General features: G+C 29.1%; 13 protein-coding genes and 1 other RNA gene. 8 read left to right on the top strand and 6 right to left on the bottom strand.

Annotated elements, in window-relative coordinates:
• Positions 1-14 precede the first annotated feature (14 nt).
• From fabZ to tilS, 7 genes are all read left to right on the top strand, one after another.
• Positions 15-470, top strand: coding sequence for a 3-hydroxyacyl-ACP dehydratase FabZ (gene fabZ / locus FD728_RS00450; protein ID WP_159933725.1), 456 nt, complete (start codon positions 15-17; stop codon positions 468-470).
• 3 nt (positions 471-473) lie between these two features.
• The gene (lpxA, locus tag FD728_RS00455; RefSeq protein ID WP_159933727.1) at positions 474-1,262 is read left to right on the top strand and encodes an acyl-ACP--UDP-N-acetylglucosamine O-acyltransferase; all 789 of its coding nucleotides are present in this window, start codon (positions 474-476) and stop codon (positions 1,260-1,262) included.
• Positions 1,263-1,265: 3 nt separating this feature from the next.
• Positions 1,266-2,420, top strand: a complete 1,155-nt coding sequence (lpxB, locus tag FD728_RS00460) for a lipid-A-disaccharide synthase (protein WP_159933729.1) — start codon at positions 1,266-1,268, stop codon at positions 2,418-2,420.
• Positions 2,413-3,030, top strand: coding sequence for a ribonuclease HII (gene rnhB / locus FD728_RS00465; protein WP_159933731.1), 618 nt, complete (start codon positions 2,413-2,415; stop codon positions 3,028-3,030). The genes lpxB and rnhB overlap by 8 nt, the downstream gene beginning before the upstream one ends.
• A 12-nt stretch (positions 3,031-3,042) precedes the next feature.
• Entirely contained in the window at positions 3,043-6,528 is a 3,486-nt protein-coding gene (dnaE, locus tag FD728_RS00470) for a DNA polymerase III subunit alpha (protein ID WP_159933733.1), read from the top strand.
• A gap of 12 nt (positions 6,529-6,540) precedes the next feature.
• Complete coding sequence (accA, locus tag FD728_RS00475; protein ID WP_159933735.1) at positions 6,541-7,500, top strand: acetyl-CoA carboxylase carboxyl transferase subunit alpha; 960 nt, start codon at positions 6,541-6,543, stop codon at positions 7,498-7,500.
• Positions 7,501-7,998: 498 nt separating this feature from the next.
• The gene (tilS, locus tag FD728_RS00480; RefSeq protein WP_159933737.1) at positions 7,999-9,279 is read left to right on the top strand and encodes a tRNA lysidine(34) synthetase TilS; all 1,281 of its coding nucleotides are present in this window, start codon (positions 7,999-8,001) and stop codon (positions 9,277-9,279) included.
• 221 nt (positions 9,280-9,500) lie between these two features.
• On the opposite strand, the gene FD728_RS00485 is transcribed toward tilS, so the two are convergent.
• The 5 genes from FD728_RS00485 to smpB form a co-directional block, all read right to left on the bottom strand.
• The gene (locus tag FD728_RS00485; protein ID WP_159933739.1) at positions 9,501-11,225 is read right to left on the bottom strand and encodes a proline--tRNA ligase; all 1,725 of its coding nucleotides are present in this window, start codon (positions 11,223-11,225) and stop codon (positions 9,501-9,503) included.
• A 1,452-nt stretch (positions 11,226-12,677) separates the two neighbouring features.
• On the bottom strand, positions 12,678-12,851 hold the full coding sequence (locus FD728_RS04725; RefSeq protein ID WP_236261810.1) for a hypothetical protein: 174 nt from the start codon (positions 12,849-12,851) through the stop codon (positions 12,678-12,680).
• 588 nt (positions 12,852-13,439) lie between these two features.
• Complete coding sequence (locus tag FD728_RS00495; RefSeq protein WP_370516238.1) at positions 13,440-14,075, bottom strand: epoxyqueuosine reductase QueH; 636 nt, start codon at positions 14,073-14,075, stop codon at positions 13,440-13,442.
• A 109-nt stretch (positions 14,076-14,184) separates the two neighbouring features.
• Positions 14,185-14,548, bottom strand: a transfer-messenger RNA (tmRNA) gene (ssrA, locus tag FD728_RS00500).
• A 40-nt stretch (positions 14,549-14,588) separates the two neighbouring features.
• The gene (gene smpB, locus FD728_RS00505) at positions 14,589-15,068 is read right to left on the bottom strand and encodes an SsrA-binding protein SmpB (RefSeq protein ID WP_159933743.1); all 480 of its coding nucleotides are present in this window, start codon (positions 15,066-15,068) and stop codon (positions 14,589-14,591) included.
• A 311-nt stretch (positions 15,069-15,379) separates the two neighbouring features.
• Here smpB and FD728_RS00510 point away from each other — a divergent pair, with 311 nt between their 5' ends.
• Entirely contained in the window at positions 15,380-15,700 is a 321-nt protein-coding gene (locus FD728_RS00510) for an RnfH family protein (RefSeq protein ID WP_159933745.1), read from the top strand.
• Positions 15,701-15,732: 32 nt separating this feature from the next.
• On the opposite strand, the gene bamE is transcribed toward FD728_RS00510, so the two are convergent.
• A complete protein-coding gene (bamE, locus tag FD728_RS00515) occupies positions 15,733-16,077 on the bottom strand; it encodes an outer membrane protein assembly factor BamE (protein ID WP_159933747.1) in 345 nt (114 codons plus the stop codon).
• Positions 16,078-16,117 lie beyond the last annotated feature (40 nt).

A 16,117-nucleotide genomic window follows, 5' to 3' on the forward strand; every position in this document is an offset into this window, starting at 1 on the left:
ATAGGAAGAGTATTTTGACTAATAAAATGCATACTCTGAAAATTGAAGAAATTTTAGAACTATTGCCGCATCGTTATCCTTTTTTGTTAGTTGACTGTGTGCTGGAATTTAAAGAGCATCAATATTTACGCGCAGTAAAAAATATTTCTGTTAATGAACCGTTTTTTCAGGGGCATTTTCCTGGAAAACCTATTTTTCCAGGAGTTTTAATTTTAGAAGCGATGGCTCAAGCAACTGGTATTCTAGCCTTTAAAAGTGTTGGCAAATTGGAACCAGGTGAACTTTATTATTTTGCTGGTATAGATGAAGCACGGTTTAAGCACCCAGTAGTGCCAGGCGATCAAATGATAATGGAAGTAAATTTTGAAAAGACTCGTCGTGGCCTTACACGATTTAAAGGAGTTGCTATCGTAAACGAAAAAATTGTTTGTGAGGCAACTATGATGTGTGCCCGTAGCCGGGAGGCATAATTAGTGATTGATTCAACCGCTAGCATTCATCCCAGTTCTTTAATTGAAGAAGGTGCTGTAATTGGCGCTAACGTTTATATAGGACCTTTTTGTTTTGTCGGTGCCAACGTAGAAATAGGTGAAAATACAGTACTAAAATCGCATGTAGTATTAAATGGTTACACTCGTATTGGTAAAAATAATCAAATTTATCAATTTGTTTCAATTGGTGAAGTAAACCAAGATTTAAAATATGCTGGTGAGTCAACGTGTGTTGAAATAGGTGATTTAAACCGAATACGAGAAAGTGTAACAATTCATCGTGGTACTTTACAAGGAGGATGTTTAACTAAAGTAGGTAGCAGTAACTTACTTATGGTAAATGTGCACATTGCACATGACTGTATAGTAGGTAATCGTTGTATTTTAGCTAATAATGCTACATTAGGTGGTCATGTTACTGTTGATGATTTCGTTATTATTGGTGGTATGACAGCAATACATCAATGGTGTACTATTGGAGCTCATGTAGTAATTGGTGGTTGTTCTGGTGTGACGCAGGATGTGCCTCCATATATTATTGCTCAAGGCAATCATGCTACACCATTTGGTATTAATATTTTAGGACTTAAACGTCGTGGCTTTAATAAAGAAGCTCTCCATGCTATTCGTAATGCATATAAATTATTATATCGTAGTAATAAAACTATGGAAGAGGCTAAACCAGCAATTGAAGCTCTTGCAAAAAAACATAATGAAGTTAAATTATTCTATGATTTTTTTGCTCGTTCTAATCGAGGATTGATCCGGTAATCTATGTTAGTTCGCCCTTTAACTATCGCTTGTACTGCAGGTGAAATATCAGGAGATATTCTTGGTGCTGGCCTTATTCGTGCTTTAAAGGCACGTTATCCTAAAATACGTTTTGTTGGTGTACCAGGACCGCATATGAGAAAAGAAGGATGTGAAGCTTGGTACAAAATGGAAGATATTTCCGTAATGGGCATCGTAGAAGTAACAAGACGTCTAGTCAGTTTGTTAAAAATTCGTTATGAACTTACACAACGTCTTACTAAACTTCAGCCAGATGTTTTTATTGGTATAGATGCTCCAGATTTTAACATCACAATTGAAGGTAATCTTAAGCGTATAGGTATTCGTACCATTCATTATGTTAGTCCTTCTATTTGGGCTTGGCGTCAAAATCGTATATTTAAAATTAAACGTAATACTAATTTAATACTAGTATTATTTCCATTTGAAAAAAAATTGTATGATTTATTTAATGTTCCATGTAAATTTATTGGTCATCCTATAGCTGATTATATGCCTCTATCTCCTAATAAATTAGTAATACGTCGTGAATTAGGGATATCTAAAAACTCTATTTGTCTTGCTTTACTACCTGGTAGTCGTAGTGCTGAAGTAGAAATGTTAAGTGCCGATTTCATAAGAGCTGCTCAAATTTTATATTATCGTTATCCGTTACTAGAAATTATAGTACCATTGGTAAATTATAAACATCGTATACATTTTGAAAATATTAAGTCTAAAATTGCGCCTAAGCTACCAATGTATTTAATAGATGGTAAAAATAGCCGTCAAGCTATGAGAGCTAGTGATGCTACAATTATCACTTCTGGTACTGCGACATTAGAGTGTATGTTGGCTAAATGTCCAATGGTAGTTGGGTATCGTATGAACTTATTTAACTTTTGGATTGCTAAATTTTTAGTAAAAACTAATTATATTGCATTACCAAATTTACTAGCAGGAGAAAAAATTGTAACAGAGCTACTACAAAACAAGTGCAATCCGTTAGCAATAGTAGATGCATTAGAGCCACTAATACATAGAGGTCCTAAACGCGATACAATATTGAAAACTTTTAATGAATTACATCAAAAAATTAGATTAAATGCTGATGAACAAGCAGCAGATGCAGTATTGGAAATAATTAAAAATGGATAATTTTATTTACCCTAATGCAAGTAAAATTGCTGGAGTTGACGAAGTTGGACGAGGTGCATTAGTAGGTGCAGTCGTGGCTGCTGCAGTGATATTAGATCCAGATAATCCTATTGTTGGTCTTGCTGATTCAAAAATGTTAACAGAAAAGAAACGTCTCGAATTAAACTACCAAATAAAAAATAAAGCTATTGCTTGGAGTATAGCCCGTGCAGAATCAACAGAGATTGATGAAATGAATATTTCATATGCTACAATGCTAGCAATTAAGAGGGCAGTTTTAAATCTTAAGACTGTACCAGATTTTGTACTCATCGACGGTAATTATAATTTAACACTACCTATACCTTATCAGTCAGTTATTAAAGGAGATATTTTAGTAAAAGAAATTAGTGCTGCTTCTATCATTGCTAAGGTAAGTCGTGACTTTGATATGTATGAATTAGATAAAAAATTTCCACAATATGGATTTGCTAAACATAAAGGTTATCCGACAAATTTACATAAAAATAAGTTATTACAGTATGGAGCTATCTCTCATCATCGTTGTAGTTTTAAACCAGTACGCAATGTCATAATTAAAACAAAAAACTATTCAACTACCATAATATAAACCACCATTAATATGGCTGAACCTCATTTTATACACTTACGTACCCATAGTGATTATTCTATAATTGATGGATTATCAAAAATTGAATCACTAATTAAAAAATCAGTAGATCTGAACATGCCAGCGATTGCTATTACTGATTTCATGAACTTATTTGGCTTAGTAAGATTTTATAGTATAGCACATAAAGCAGGTATTAAACCTATTATTGGTGCTGATTTCAATGTTACTAGTGATTTAATGAAAGAGATTACAAAACTTACCATTCTTGCTACAAACAATACGGGCTATCAAAATCTAACATTACTAATTTCTCGTGCTTATCAACGTGGTTATAATAATATTATTGGACCAGTTATTGATCGTAATTGGTTAATTGATTTAGGTGAAGGATTAATTCTTTTATCTGGTGGGCGTCGAGGTGATGTTGGTCGGAGTTTACTAAAAAAAAATCGTATACTAGCTCTTCAATGTCTTAGTTTTTATCAGAAATATTTTGCTAATAATTATTATCTTGAATTAATACGAACTGGTCGTTCCGATGAGGAAACTTACTTACATGCAGCAGTAGAATTAGTAATTACTGAAAATTTACCAGTAGTTGCAACAAATGAAGTTTGTTTTCTTAATCAAGATGATTTTGATGTACATGAAATTCGTGTCGCTATTCATAATGGATATATGTTAAACGATCCGAAACGTCCTCGTGATTATAGTCCTCTTCAATATATGCGCAGTGAAGATGAAATGTGCAAAGTGTTTTCTGATATTCCTGAAGCATTAAAAAATAGTGTAGAAATTGCTAAACGTTGTAATGTTACGATGCATCTTGGAGAATATTTTCTACCGCATTTTCCAACTGGTAAAATGACGACTGAACATTTCCTTATCATGAAGTCATATGAAGGCTTAGAAAAACGACTAAAATTTCTTTTTAAGAATGACAAATTACGAGAACAAAAGAAAATAGAATATGAAAAACGTCTAAAAATGGAATTAAACGTTATTAATCAAATGGGATTTCCTAGTTATTTTCTAATTGTTATGGAATTTATTCAGTGGTCAAAAGATAAAGGTATCCCAGTTGGTCCAGGTCGTGGTTCTGGTGCAGGATCTTTAGTCGCTTATGTATTACAAATTACTGATATTGATCCTCTAGAATTTGATTTGCTTTTTGAACGTTTTCTTAATTCAGAGCGTATATCAATGCCGGATTTCGATATTGACTTTTGTATGGAAAAACGTGATCAAGTGATAGACCATGTTTCAGAAATGTATGGACGTGAATCAGTTTCGCAAATTATTACTTTTGGTACTATGGCAGCAAAGGCAGTAATTCGTGATGTAGGACGTGTACTTGGTCATCTTTATGGTTTTGTAGACCGTATTTCAAAATTAATTCCTCATGATCCTGGTATAACACTAGAAAAGGCGCTTATTGTCGAACCACAGCTATTAGAAATATATCAATCAGATGAAGAGGTTAAATCTCTTATAGATATGGCACGTAAGTTAGAAGGAGTCACACGTAATGCTGGCAAACATGCTGGAGGAGTAGTAATTGCACCTACTAGAATTACTAATTTTGCTCCTTTGTATTGTGATGAAAGTGGTAATAATCAAGTTACACAGTTTGATAAAAATGATGTTGAACATGCGGGATTAGTAAAATTTGATTTTCTTGGATTACGTACTCTAACAATTATTGATTGGGCATTAAAAATTATTAATTTAAATCGCATAAAGCACAAGTTAGAACCAATTAATATTTCTACTATCCCTCTAAATGATAAAAAAAGTTTTGATATGTTGCAACGAGCGGAGACAACGGCAATATTTCAACTTGAATCACGTGGTATGAAAGATCTAATTAAACGATTAAAACCTGATTGTTTTGAAGATATGATTGCATTAGTAGCATTATTTCGTCCAGGTCCACTACAATCAGGTATGGTCGATAATTTTATTAATCGTAAGCATGGAAAAGAAAAAATATTCTACCCTGATAGTCAATGGCAGCATAAAAGTTTAAAACCAGTATTAGAACATACATATGGTATAATTTTATATCAAGAACAAGTAATGCAAATTGCACAAGTACTTTCAGGTTATACTCTAGGTAAGGCAGATATACTGCGTCGAGCAATGGGTAAAAAGAGACCTGAAGAAATGGCTAAGCAACGCTCAGTATTTCGAGAAGGCGCAGAAAAAATGGGTATTAACGGAACCCTATCGATGAAAATTTTTGATTTGGTAGAAAAATTTGCTGGGTATGGATTTAATAAATCACATTCAGCTGCTTATGCTTTAGTTTCATATCAAACATTATGGCTAAAAGCACATTATCCAGCTGAATTCATGGCAGCTGTAATGACTGCCGATATGGATAATCATGATAAAATAATTGGTTTAGTAGAAGAATGTTGGCGTATAGGGTTAAAGGTATTACCACCTGATATAAATTCTAGCTTTTATGCGTTTCATGTCAATAGTGATGGAAATATTTTATATGGAATGGGAGCAATTAAAGGTGTAGGTGAAGCTCCAATAGAAGCAATTATTGATTCACGTAATAAACACGGTAGTTTTAAAGGAATTTTTGATTTTTGTACACGTATAAGTACTAAAAAAATTAACCGTCATATATTGGAAAAATTAATTATATCTGGAACATTTGATAGTGTAGGTCTACATCGTGCTGCTTTGATACATGTATTAGATGATGCCATAAAGACAGCTGAACAGCATTCTAAAGATGAAGCTATTGGCCAAAAAGATATGTTTGGTGTATTAGTTAAAAAACCAGAGCAAATAGAAAAATATTTTACTAAAATTAAACCATGGGCAGAAAAAGTAAAGCTTGATGGTGAACGTGAAACTCTTGGTTTATATCTTACTGGTCATCCTATTAATCAATATTTAAACGAAATTAAACGATATGTCGGTAACATACGTTTAAGAGATATTCATCCTACAGGCCGTGGTAAATTAACAGTAGCAGCTGGTTTAGTAGTCGAAGCTCGTACAATAGTTACTAAGCGCGGTAATAAAATTGGTATTTGTACAATTGATGATCGCTCTGGTCGATTAGAAGTAATCCTATTTACCAAAATTTTAGAAAAGTATCATCAACTACTTCAAAGAGATAGAATTTTAATAGTTAGTGGACAAGTTAATTTTAATGATTTTAGTAAAGGTACTCTTAAAATGACAGCTACTAAAGTTATGGATATTAATGACGTTCGAGAAAAACATGTCCGAGGAGTTGTAATTTCATTAACAGAGAAACAAATAAATAATAAACTTTTACATAACCTCCGTAAGTTTTTACGATCTCATCGTTCTGGAAATATTCCAATATATTTTTATTATCAAAAAGATGATGCACGAGCAAAGCTACGTTTCGGTTCAGAGTGGCTAATTTCTCCTACTGATCATTTATTAAATGATTTAAGATCTTTAGTAGGAGTAGATCAAGTAGAATTAAAGTTTGATTAAAATAGGAATATTATGAGTTTTAATTATTTAGATTTTGAACAGCCAATTGTAAAATTAGAAGCAAAAATTGATTCACTGAAATCAATTAACCGACAAAATGATAAATATAGTATTAATTTAGATGAAGAAGTTCAACGTCTACGTGAAAAAAAAAATGACTTGATTCGTAAAATTTTTTCAGATTTAGATGCTTGGCAAATTGCTCAACTTGCACGACATCCATTACGTCCTTATACTTTAGATTATATAAATAATGCCTTTATTGATTTTGATGAGTTAGCTGGAGATCGTGTTTATGCAGACGATAAAGCAATAGTTGGTGGCATTGCACGTCTTAATGGTCGTCCAGTAATAATTATTGGACATCAAAAAGGTCGTGAAATTAAAGAAAAAATTAGACGTAATTTTGGTATGCCAGCACCAGAAGGTTATCGTAAGGCATTACGTTTGATGAAAATGGCTAATCATTTTAAAATTCCTCTTATAACTTTTATAGATACTCCAGGTGCTTATCCTGGTGTCGGTGCAGAAGAACGTGGTCAATCAGAAGCTATTGCACATAATTTACGTGAAATGTCAAGTTTAAAAATTCCAATAATTTGTACTGTGATTGGTGAAGGCGGTTCTGGAGGAGCATTAGCAATTGGAGTAGGTGATAAAGTAAATATGTTACAATATAGTACTTATTCTGTTATTTCACCTGAAGGTTGTGCTTCTATCTTATGGAAAAATGTTGATAAAGCACCTTTGGCAGCAAAAGCCATGGGCATTACTGCTGATCGTTTAAAAAGATTACAATTAATTGATTCCATAATTCCAGAACCTTTAGGTGGAGCACATCGTCATCCAATTAAAATGGCTAATATATTAAAAAAACATCTTTTAAAAGATTTAGCAGATTTAGATTTATTAAGCACTCAACAACTACTAGATCGTCGTTATCAACGACTCATGACCTATGGTTGTACTTGAAAAATATTTCATGATCACTATTATAAATATATATACTATTTTTATTAATTAATTTATAATCAATGTGTTAAAAAACATAATATCATTTTTTTAAATGAATATTTAAAAAAATTCTGATATAATAATTATATTATTTCCTATATCTCAATTTTCAGTATCATACACAATAATGCTTAAGGATTATTTTTCAAATAAATTCTTTTTAAAAATATTTTTTAATTAATATTTAAATATTATACCTTAACTGAATTTTTTACTTTAAAATAAATTATTTAATTCAGATTTGAAGTCTGAAAATTAAAAATCATATTTTCAATTAAAAATAAAAAAATATTGTTAATTAGTATTAATATCAATTATTTTATAAATAAAGCAAAAATAAAATTAATTAACTTATATATGTTACTATATTAATTATATTGATTATTAAGCATTAAGCATTAAGCATTAAGCATTAAAAATTAAAAGTTACATCTTAAGTTAAGGATAATGATATTTATGCTTTTTTCTGAACTTAATATACTACTGAATCCTAATAAGCATTACGTATTAGCTTTTAGTGGTGGACTTGATTCTACTGTTTTACTACATCAGCTTATTTGTTATAATCAGCAATTACGTGCATTACATGTTCATCATGGTTTAAGCCCAGATGCTGATAATTGGGCATTACACTGCCAATTAATTTGTAATCAGTGGAAAATACCTTGTGATATTTTATATATAAAAATTGATAAGAATATTAAAGGTATTGAAGCATCTGCCCGTGATGCTAGATATCAAGCACTATTTAAAAAATTAAACCCTGGAGAATGTTTACTTACTGCGCAACATCTTGATGATCAATGTGAAACTTTATTACTTGCTCTAAAACGTGGTAGCGGACCAGCTGGTCTATCATCGATGCCGCAACAACGATGGGTAAATGGACATCTTCATCTACGTCCACTATTAAATGTGAGTCGATATCAATTAGAAATTTATGCAACTGAACATAAATTATCCTGGATAGAAGATATAAGTAATTCAGATACTCGTTACGATCGTAACTTTTTACGTAGTTATATTTTGCCTTTATTAAAAATGCGTTGGCCATGTTTTAGTACTGCTGTTGCTCGCAGTGCAGCTCTTTGTGCTGAACAAGAAAATCTATTAAGTCAACTATTAGCTAAAAAATTAAAAACGTTAATAGACGATCAAGGAGCATTATTTTTCCCTCCTTTATTATCCATCAACGAAATTTATCGTAATTCTTTATTACGTCGATGGATTGCAATACATGGAGGAAATATGCCATCTCGTGCCAAGTTAAAACACATTACTTATGAAGTGATGAATAGTAGAAAAGATGCATGTCCGTGTTTACGTTTTGATCAATCAGAAATACGTCGTTATAGAAATAAACTTTATTGGTTACCTGTGTCACCATCCATAACTCACAATACATTAATATGGGGAAATCGTAATTATTCTTTACAATTACCTCAAAATTTAGGTTATTTAAAAGCAAATAGAGAGATCTCGCGACTTCGTGAACCAAAACAAAACGAACAAATTATTATTCGTTTTGAAGCGCATGGCTATTATCATTTATTAAACCGTATAGGTGGAAGAAAAATTAAAAAACTTTGGCAAGAATTAGGTATACCTCCATGGCAACGTAATCGTATTCCTTTAATTTACTATAATCAAACACTAATAGATGCTCCAGGATTATTTACTACTCGTGAAGGTGCTGCCAATAATGAAAAAGGATGGCAAGTAATGTGGATTAAATAATAAATTAATCAATTTTAAATAAATAATTAATAATTATTTACTTTAATAAAGAATATATTTTTATTTTTAATAGAATCTTCTACTTTTAAAGTAAAAATATTTTTTTATTTAGCAATAATCATTATATGATATTCTACGTTATTATAATTTATTCTAGATATAGATTTATTATGGATTAATTTTATATGTAAAAAGTTACTTTAAAACATTTATTGATATACTTATTTCTGATAAAAAAAATTCAGTAAAAAATCAATAATATATTCTTGTTTGATCATTTGTTTCTTATTTGAAGAACGAGATTTATATTCAATTTCTTTACTATTAAGATTACGATCGCTAATCATTATCATATGTGGAATTCCAATTAATTCCATATCAGTTAACATTACTCCTAAATGTTCTTTACGGTCATCTAAAATCACTTCGATGCCTTTAGACTTAAGTTTTTTATATAACATCTCTGCCATTTGTCTTACTTTGAAGGATTTATACATATTAATAGGTAGAATAGCAACTGCAAATGGCGCTATGGTTATTGGCCAAATAATACCTTGATTATCATGATTTTGCTCAATTACTGCAGCTACTATGCGTGTTATACCAATACCATAACAACCCATATTCATTATTATTTGGTTATTCTTATTTTGCCCTTGAACAATAGCTTTCATAGATGCAGAGTATTTAGTACCAAGTTGGAAAATATGACCTACTTCTATTCCACGTTTGATATATAAAATACCTTTACCGTCTGGACTAGGATCACCTGCTACTACATTTCTAATATCTTCTATACGTGGTTCTGGAAGATCACGTCCCCAGTTAATTCCTTTCAGGTGTTTACCATCAATGTTAGCACCAGCACAGAAATCACTAATTTTTGCTACTGTACGATCAGCTATTAATGGTATAGTAAGACCTACTGGCCCTAAAGATCCTACATGTACATTTAATATTTTAAAGATGAGATCTTGAGTGGCCATTTCAATGGGAGAAGCTACAATATCTAATGTTTCAGCTTTCACTAAATTTAGTTGATGATCACCTCTTAATAGTAATGCTACTAGTATATGACCACTATCTTCAGTAGCTTTAACTAATAATGTTTTAATAGTTTTTTCAATTGGTATTTTATATTGATTAACTAGATCATTTATTGATTTAACATTAGGAGTTTCGAATTGTACCATTTTCTGCATAGGTTTTGGTCGCTGACCGTGAGGAGATAATGCTTCAGCTTTTTCGATGTTAGATGCATAATTTGATTCATTAGAAAAAATTATCTCGTCTTCACCGCTTTGTGCTAATACATGAAATTCATGCGATATATTTCCTCCAATCGCACCAGTAGCAGCTTGCACTATCCGAACATTCAAACCTATACGATCGAATATTTGACTATAAGCATTGTACATTGCATTATAAGTATCCTGTAAGGATTCTTTGGAAGCATGAAATGAATATGCATCTTTCATAATAAATTCACGTGAACGCATTACGCCAAATCTGGGTCTAATTTCATCTCTAAATTTAGTATGTATTTGATATAAATTAATAGGCAATTGTTTATAAGAGCAAATTTCATTTCGAATTAAATCAGTAATTAATTCTTCATGTGTTGGACTAAAAACAAATAAACGATTATGGCGATCTTTAATACGTAATAATTCTGAACCATAGTCTTTCCAACGACCACTTTCTTTCCATAAACTAGCAGGCTGAATTAGTGGCATAGCTATTTCAATTGCTCCAACATTTTGCATCTCTTGACATATAATATGTTTAATCTTTTGCAAGACACGTATACCTGTAGGTAACCAAGTATATAGACCAGAAGCCACTTTACGTATCATACCTGCTCGTAGCATTAGCTGATGACTGATAGTATCTATATCAGATGAACTTTCTCTTAAAGTCGAAAGTAAATATTGAGTAGTACGCATTAATATATTCCATAAAAAATAAAATTTTTATAGTTAAGAAGTGATCAATGTAGATAATCATCTCTAATGATTATCTACATTGATCATAAGTTTATTTTTAAAAAAAAAAAAAAATTATATTATCGTATAATTGAAAAATTTAATATAAATTAAAAATAAAATTTATAACTGGTGTATGAGTATATTAAATTATAAGTATAGTATGATTACCAAAAGAAAAAATATTATTTTTATAACATACAAATAAATCATCAAGAGTAATGATGAAAATCATTAAATAATTAAATTATTTCAAGGTTAATAGATTCAAGATAAAGAAAAATAAATACTCAATTAAATATTTTATCAAACGATTAAGAGGAAGAGTACGTAAATGACGAATGAATGCCCTTATCATTTGATGTATAATCAGCAATACTTTCTATTGCATAAAAATGCTTAATTACTATAGTATAATTAACAAATTAACATCCGTTCTTCTTCTCTCTGTTGAGTTAATTGTTTTAAAGGATCGTATACTAAGAACTGTATTTTCTAAATTAATCAACCAAGCACGAGGATTTAAATTATTACCAGTAAGCATCATCCGTTTATTATCGACCAAAATTTATTTTAGATGATAACTATTATCATATACATAATACTTCCATAAACGTATTATAATCTGTTTATTAGAAATGTAATATTTCAATAAATTTATTTCATAATAATATGGTATTATACCAATAATTTTAAAAGGATATTGAGGTAATATATAAAAATCATTAGCTGTTTTATTTGCTAAAATTATTTCTATTTTTCACTCGTAACGTAATAGATAAATAAAATTTTTTATTAAAATTTTCGGTAAATTAAAATAAGGTATACAAAGTTTAATTTTTTGCTCAGTACATAATATTAAATGTAAAATTGTCTTATTTTTAAACTATTCTTTTCTAATCTAACTAGAGGTGTGATACCTAATATTTAGTATCAACATTACTTGTGAACTGGAAAGCCAAATTACTTAACTTTTTCCGTAGATTACGAATTCCATCTTTAGATTTTTTAAGATTTTTATAAATCTATTAGTACATAGAATCAGTTAATTGTTTATTATAGATAAGTTTATAGCGAACATAGCAGTATCTATCATATTGGTGTAAATAGAGATTATTTAAGTTAGTGATACTCTATATTAGAGTATCTTAAGTAATAATTCTTTTAAGCTGTAACACGCCAAAAGTCTCTTGAATATTAAGTTAGATTTCATAAATAGGAATTTCAATATTTGGATGTTGCTGCAATGCCATTACATTATATTGTACCATTCTGCAGTATCTATATTGGAGATGCCAATACGTCCACGTCGCTCACGCTGTAAGTCAATAAAAATACTAATATAAAGTTTTAGACGAGACTACAGTACTGTATAGAGTGATTGTATCATCATTTTATTTTCATCGTCTTTTTCTAAATAAAAAGTGGATATACAGATATGTTTTTACTTATGAAGATTTGTGCCAGTAATGAGTCACGAAACTCTACTGTAGAATAAAGAGTAGTTACATCAGATAATAACTGTAATAATTTAAGTGGCCTAGTAAGGTATTGCTGATATTTAACATCTATAAAGTTACATATCATTATGATATATACTTTTCCTTAATTAATTAATTCTTTTAAAAAATGATTACAGTAATTTATTTTAAAACTTAAATTACTTAATTTAATTTCTAATTATTATTCTATGTTAACAACTTATCACATAAAGTAATTATATAAATACTATAAGTATAGTTGCTAACTATTAGACTGTTTTTAATTTAGTACTATAGAATATCTATTTATATTTTTTAAGAGAAGAATTAATATATATATATTATATGATTTTTATGAAGATTATAAAAATAATGATTTAATCCATAATTTTAAAGGGATAGTTAAATATTAGCTAAGTAGCACATTTTAATTATAAAAAGCATATAATTTTATATATTTAATACTAATACTTATAATTTTAACTTTAATTAAAGAGAAATAAATGTAATTAACTTTTATTTAATTTTATTGAAAATTAATTTTAGTCTTTATTAAATAACCATATTATATACAATAAATATTGTTTTAAATTTGACTATAATTACATTGAATTCAGATGGATTTAATTAGTATTATTTATTTTACAAGTTATAATATTGTTAATATTATAAAAAATCAATTTATTTAAATTTATTAATAATATTTCACACCAATTTTAATACGTTCACGTCCATTAGTGATGCGGTGACGATTACTGTCTCTTAAGGAGTGTATACAACCACAATATTCTTGTTGATAAAATTTTTCACGTTTGCTAATTTCAACCATTCGCTTTGAACCACCATTTTTACGCCAGTTAAATTCCCAATATACCATATTAGAATAATTCGCTACTGCATGGATACCACAGCTATTAATTTGTTTCATATCTTTCCAACGGGATATACCGAGAGAACTAGTAATAATAGAAAAACCATGTTGATAAGCATAAAGGGCAGTACGTTCAAAGCGTATATCGAAACATATAGTACAACGAACTCCACGTTCTGGTTCGCTTTCCATACCCTTCGTCCTTTTAAACCAATTATTTACATCATAATCCGCATCAAAAAATGGTACTGCATATTGTTCAGCAAATCTAATATTTTCTTCTTTACGTAATGTATATTCTTTTAATGGATGAATATTAGGATTATAAAAAAATACAGTGAAATCAATTCCAGAAAATAACATAGTTTCCATTATTTCCCCTGAGCAAGGGGCACAACATGAATGTAATAATAATTTACTATGTCCTACAGGCAATTGTAATAAATTACGTTTAAACATTTTGTCCATAAAATTTGATTTTAAAATTAATGATATAAATAATGTTTTATTCTAATTTTTATATATCTATTTTTAGTGATATAACTAGATATTAAAAAATTTAACTAATTAATGGAGCTGGCGGGAGTTGAACCCGCGTCCGAAATTTCTACATCATTAGCACTACATGCTTAGTCTATTTTCTATATTTGTTTGTTAGCTGATAATAGACATTCTACTAACAAACTAGCCTGATTATTTTTAACGTTTTAACCACAGGTAAGTTATATACGCGATCTCTTTTGGTTTGACTCCTCTTTAATCTCCTTCCTAAGAGCAAAGGCTAGAGAGAGAAGGCTTTAAACAGGATATTAAGCTGCTAAAGCGTAGTTTTCGTCGTTTGCGACTATTTTTTGCAGTTTTTTAACGAGTACTACTGCAACTCGGCATGCACCTCAGACTTCGTAAATCCCGTCGAATCCAAAATCAGCCCCAGTAATTAATATAATACATATAAAAATATAAGTAAATTTATTAAATATTATTTTTTTTTATTAAACGAGCTTTATCTATATTCCATTCACGATTTTTAATATGAACACGTTTATCATATTCTTTTTTTCCGCGTGCAATTCCTATTTTTATTTTAGCCCAAGCATTACTCCAATAAAAAGATAATGCTATAATCGTATATCCTTTAATATTTACTTTTTTATTAAGAATATTTAATTCGCATTTATTTAAAAGTAATTTACGATTACGACTTGGATCACATGCTACATATGAATTAGTATATGAAAGTGGCTGAAATGTAGAGTTAAATAGATAAGCTTCGTTATTACAAATAAAAATATAACTATCACTAATATTAGCTTTACCAGCTCTACATGATTTTACTTCCCATCCTTTTAACTCTATACCAGCTTCAAATTCTTTTTCAATAAAATATTCATGACGTGCACGTTTATTAATAGTAATAGTATTACAATTATTTTTGATATTTTTTTTTATCATGAGTTATATCACTTTAATACATGGTAATAATTTATATATAAAAAAATCAGTTATTCTATTGAAGTTGAATAATTATATAAATTAATATTGATACTAGAAACAAAAAATATATATCTAATTAGATATTCAATCTTAACTATGAAAGATTTTGAATATTATTCAATTTTTTTATTATTAATAAATATATAATACTTAATGTATTAACTAATTTTTAATTACTTTAAATTATATTAATAATTATGTCTTTAATTTTTAAGCTATCTAACTTAAATAAATTTCATTAATATAATCTTTTGAAGAGATTTTTTAATATGTCTAATATCAAAATAAGTATAGTATATGCATTGACCTATAAACAATATTTATGTAACTTAAATGTACCTATAGGTACAACGGTAAAAGAAGCAATTATAGCTTCAAACTTTCTTGTATTACATAAAGAGATCGATCTAGATAAAAATAAAGTTGGTATATTCAATAAATTAGTAGAATTAAATAGTTTATTAAAAAATGGAGATCGAGTGGAAATCTATCGTCCTCTAATAAGAGATCCAAAAGAGATAAGACGTCAACGTATTAAGCGCACAGCAATAAATAATATAAAAAATAAACAAAAAGATTCTTTTAAATAGAATATTTTTTATTTTATTTCATGCTATTTAATTCATTGGTTATCTATAGTAAAATAGATGTTATTAATTTTTATTAATTTATTGTTGATATCAAAATTTAAAGTTAATGTTTGTTGTTTTATAGGATGATTGCCTAATTTTTTTCGAACCATATAATACCAAGTATTATTTCCAAATATACTATACATCATTGGTGCACCTAGTATGTAAGCAACTTGCTCTTGTGTCATTCCAATATGGACTTTTGCTATATCTTTAGCTATTAAATAATTTCCTTGATATATATCAGGATGATACACGATACTTTTAATATTAGAACATCCAGTAGTTAATAAAAATATAATTATCGTTATGATGGTCATCATTTTACTATACATTTATAGATCCTTGTATAATTTGTATTTATCTTGTTTATAC

Origin of the sequence: Pantoea sp. Aalb (genome assembly GCF_009829985.1) — a bacterium.
In the GTDB taxonomy this organism is placed as follows: domain Bacteria; phylum Pseudomonadota; class Gammaproteobacteria; order Enterobacterales; family Enterobacteriaceae; genus SZZU01.

Bases quoted from the DNA above. Each gene is read 5' to 3' on its own strand.
- dnaE (WP_159933733.1), top strand. From the start codon at position 3,043: ATGGCTGAACCTCATTTTATACACTTACGTACCCATAGTGATTATTCT.
- accA (WP_159933735.1), top strand. From the start codon at position 6,541: ATGAGTTTTAATTATTTAGATTTTGAACAGCCAATTGTAAAATTAGAA.
- FD728_RS04725 (WP_236261810.1), bottom strand. From the start codon at position 12,851: ATGATATGTAACTTTATAGATGTTAAATATCAGCAATACCTTACTAGG.
- bamE (WP_159933747.1), bottom strand. From the start codon at position 16,077: ATGTATAGTAAAATGATGACCATCATAACGATAATTATATTTTTATTA.
- smpB (WP_159933743.1), bottom strand. From the start codon at position 15,068: ATGATAAAAAAAAATATCAAAAATAATTGTAATACTATTACTATTAAT.
- FD728_RS00495 (WP_370516238.1), bottom strand. From the start codon at position 14,075: ATGTTTAAACGTAATTTATTACAATTGCCTGTAGGACATAGTAAATTA.
- FD728_RS00485 (WP_159933739.1), bottom strand. From the start codon at position 11,225: ATGCGTACTACTCAATATTTACTTTCGACTTTAAGAGAAAGTTCATCT.
- lpxB (WP_159933729.1), top strand. From the start codon at position 1,266: ATGTTAGTTCGCCCTTTAACTATCGCTTGTACTGCAGGTGAAATATCA.
- rnhB (WP_159933731.1), top strand. From the start codon at position 2,413: ATGGATAATTTTATTTACCCTAATGCAAGTAAAATTGCTGGAGTTGAC.
- FD728_RS00510 (WP_159933745.1), top strand. From the start codon at position 15,380: ATGTCTAATATCAAAATAAGTATAGTATATGCATTGACCTATAAACAA.
- tilS (WP_159933737.1), top strand. From the start codon at position 7,999: ATGCTTTTTTCTGAACTTAATATACTACTGAATCCTAATAAGCATTAC.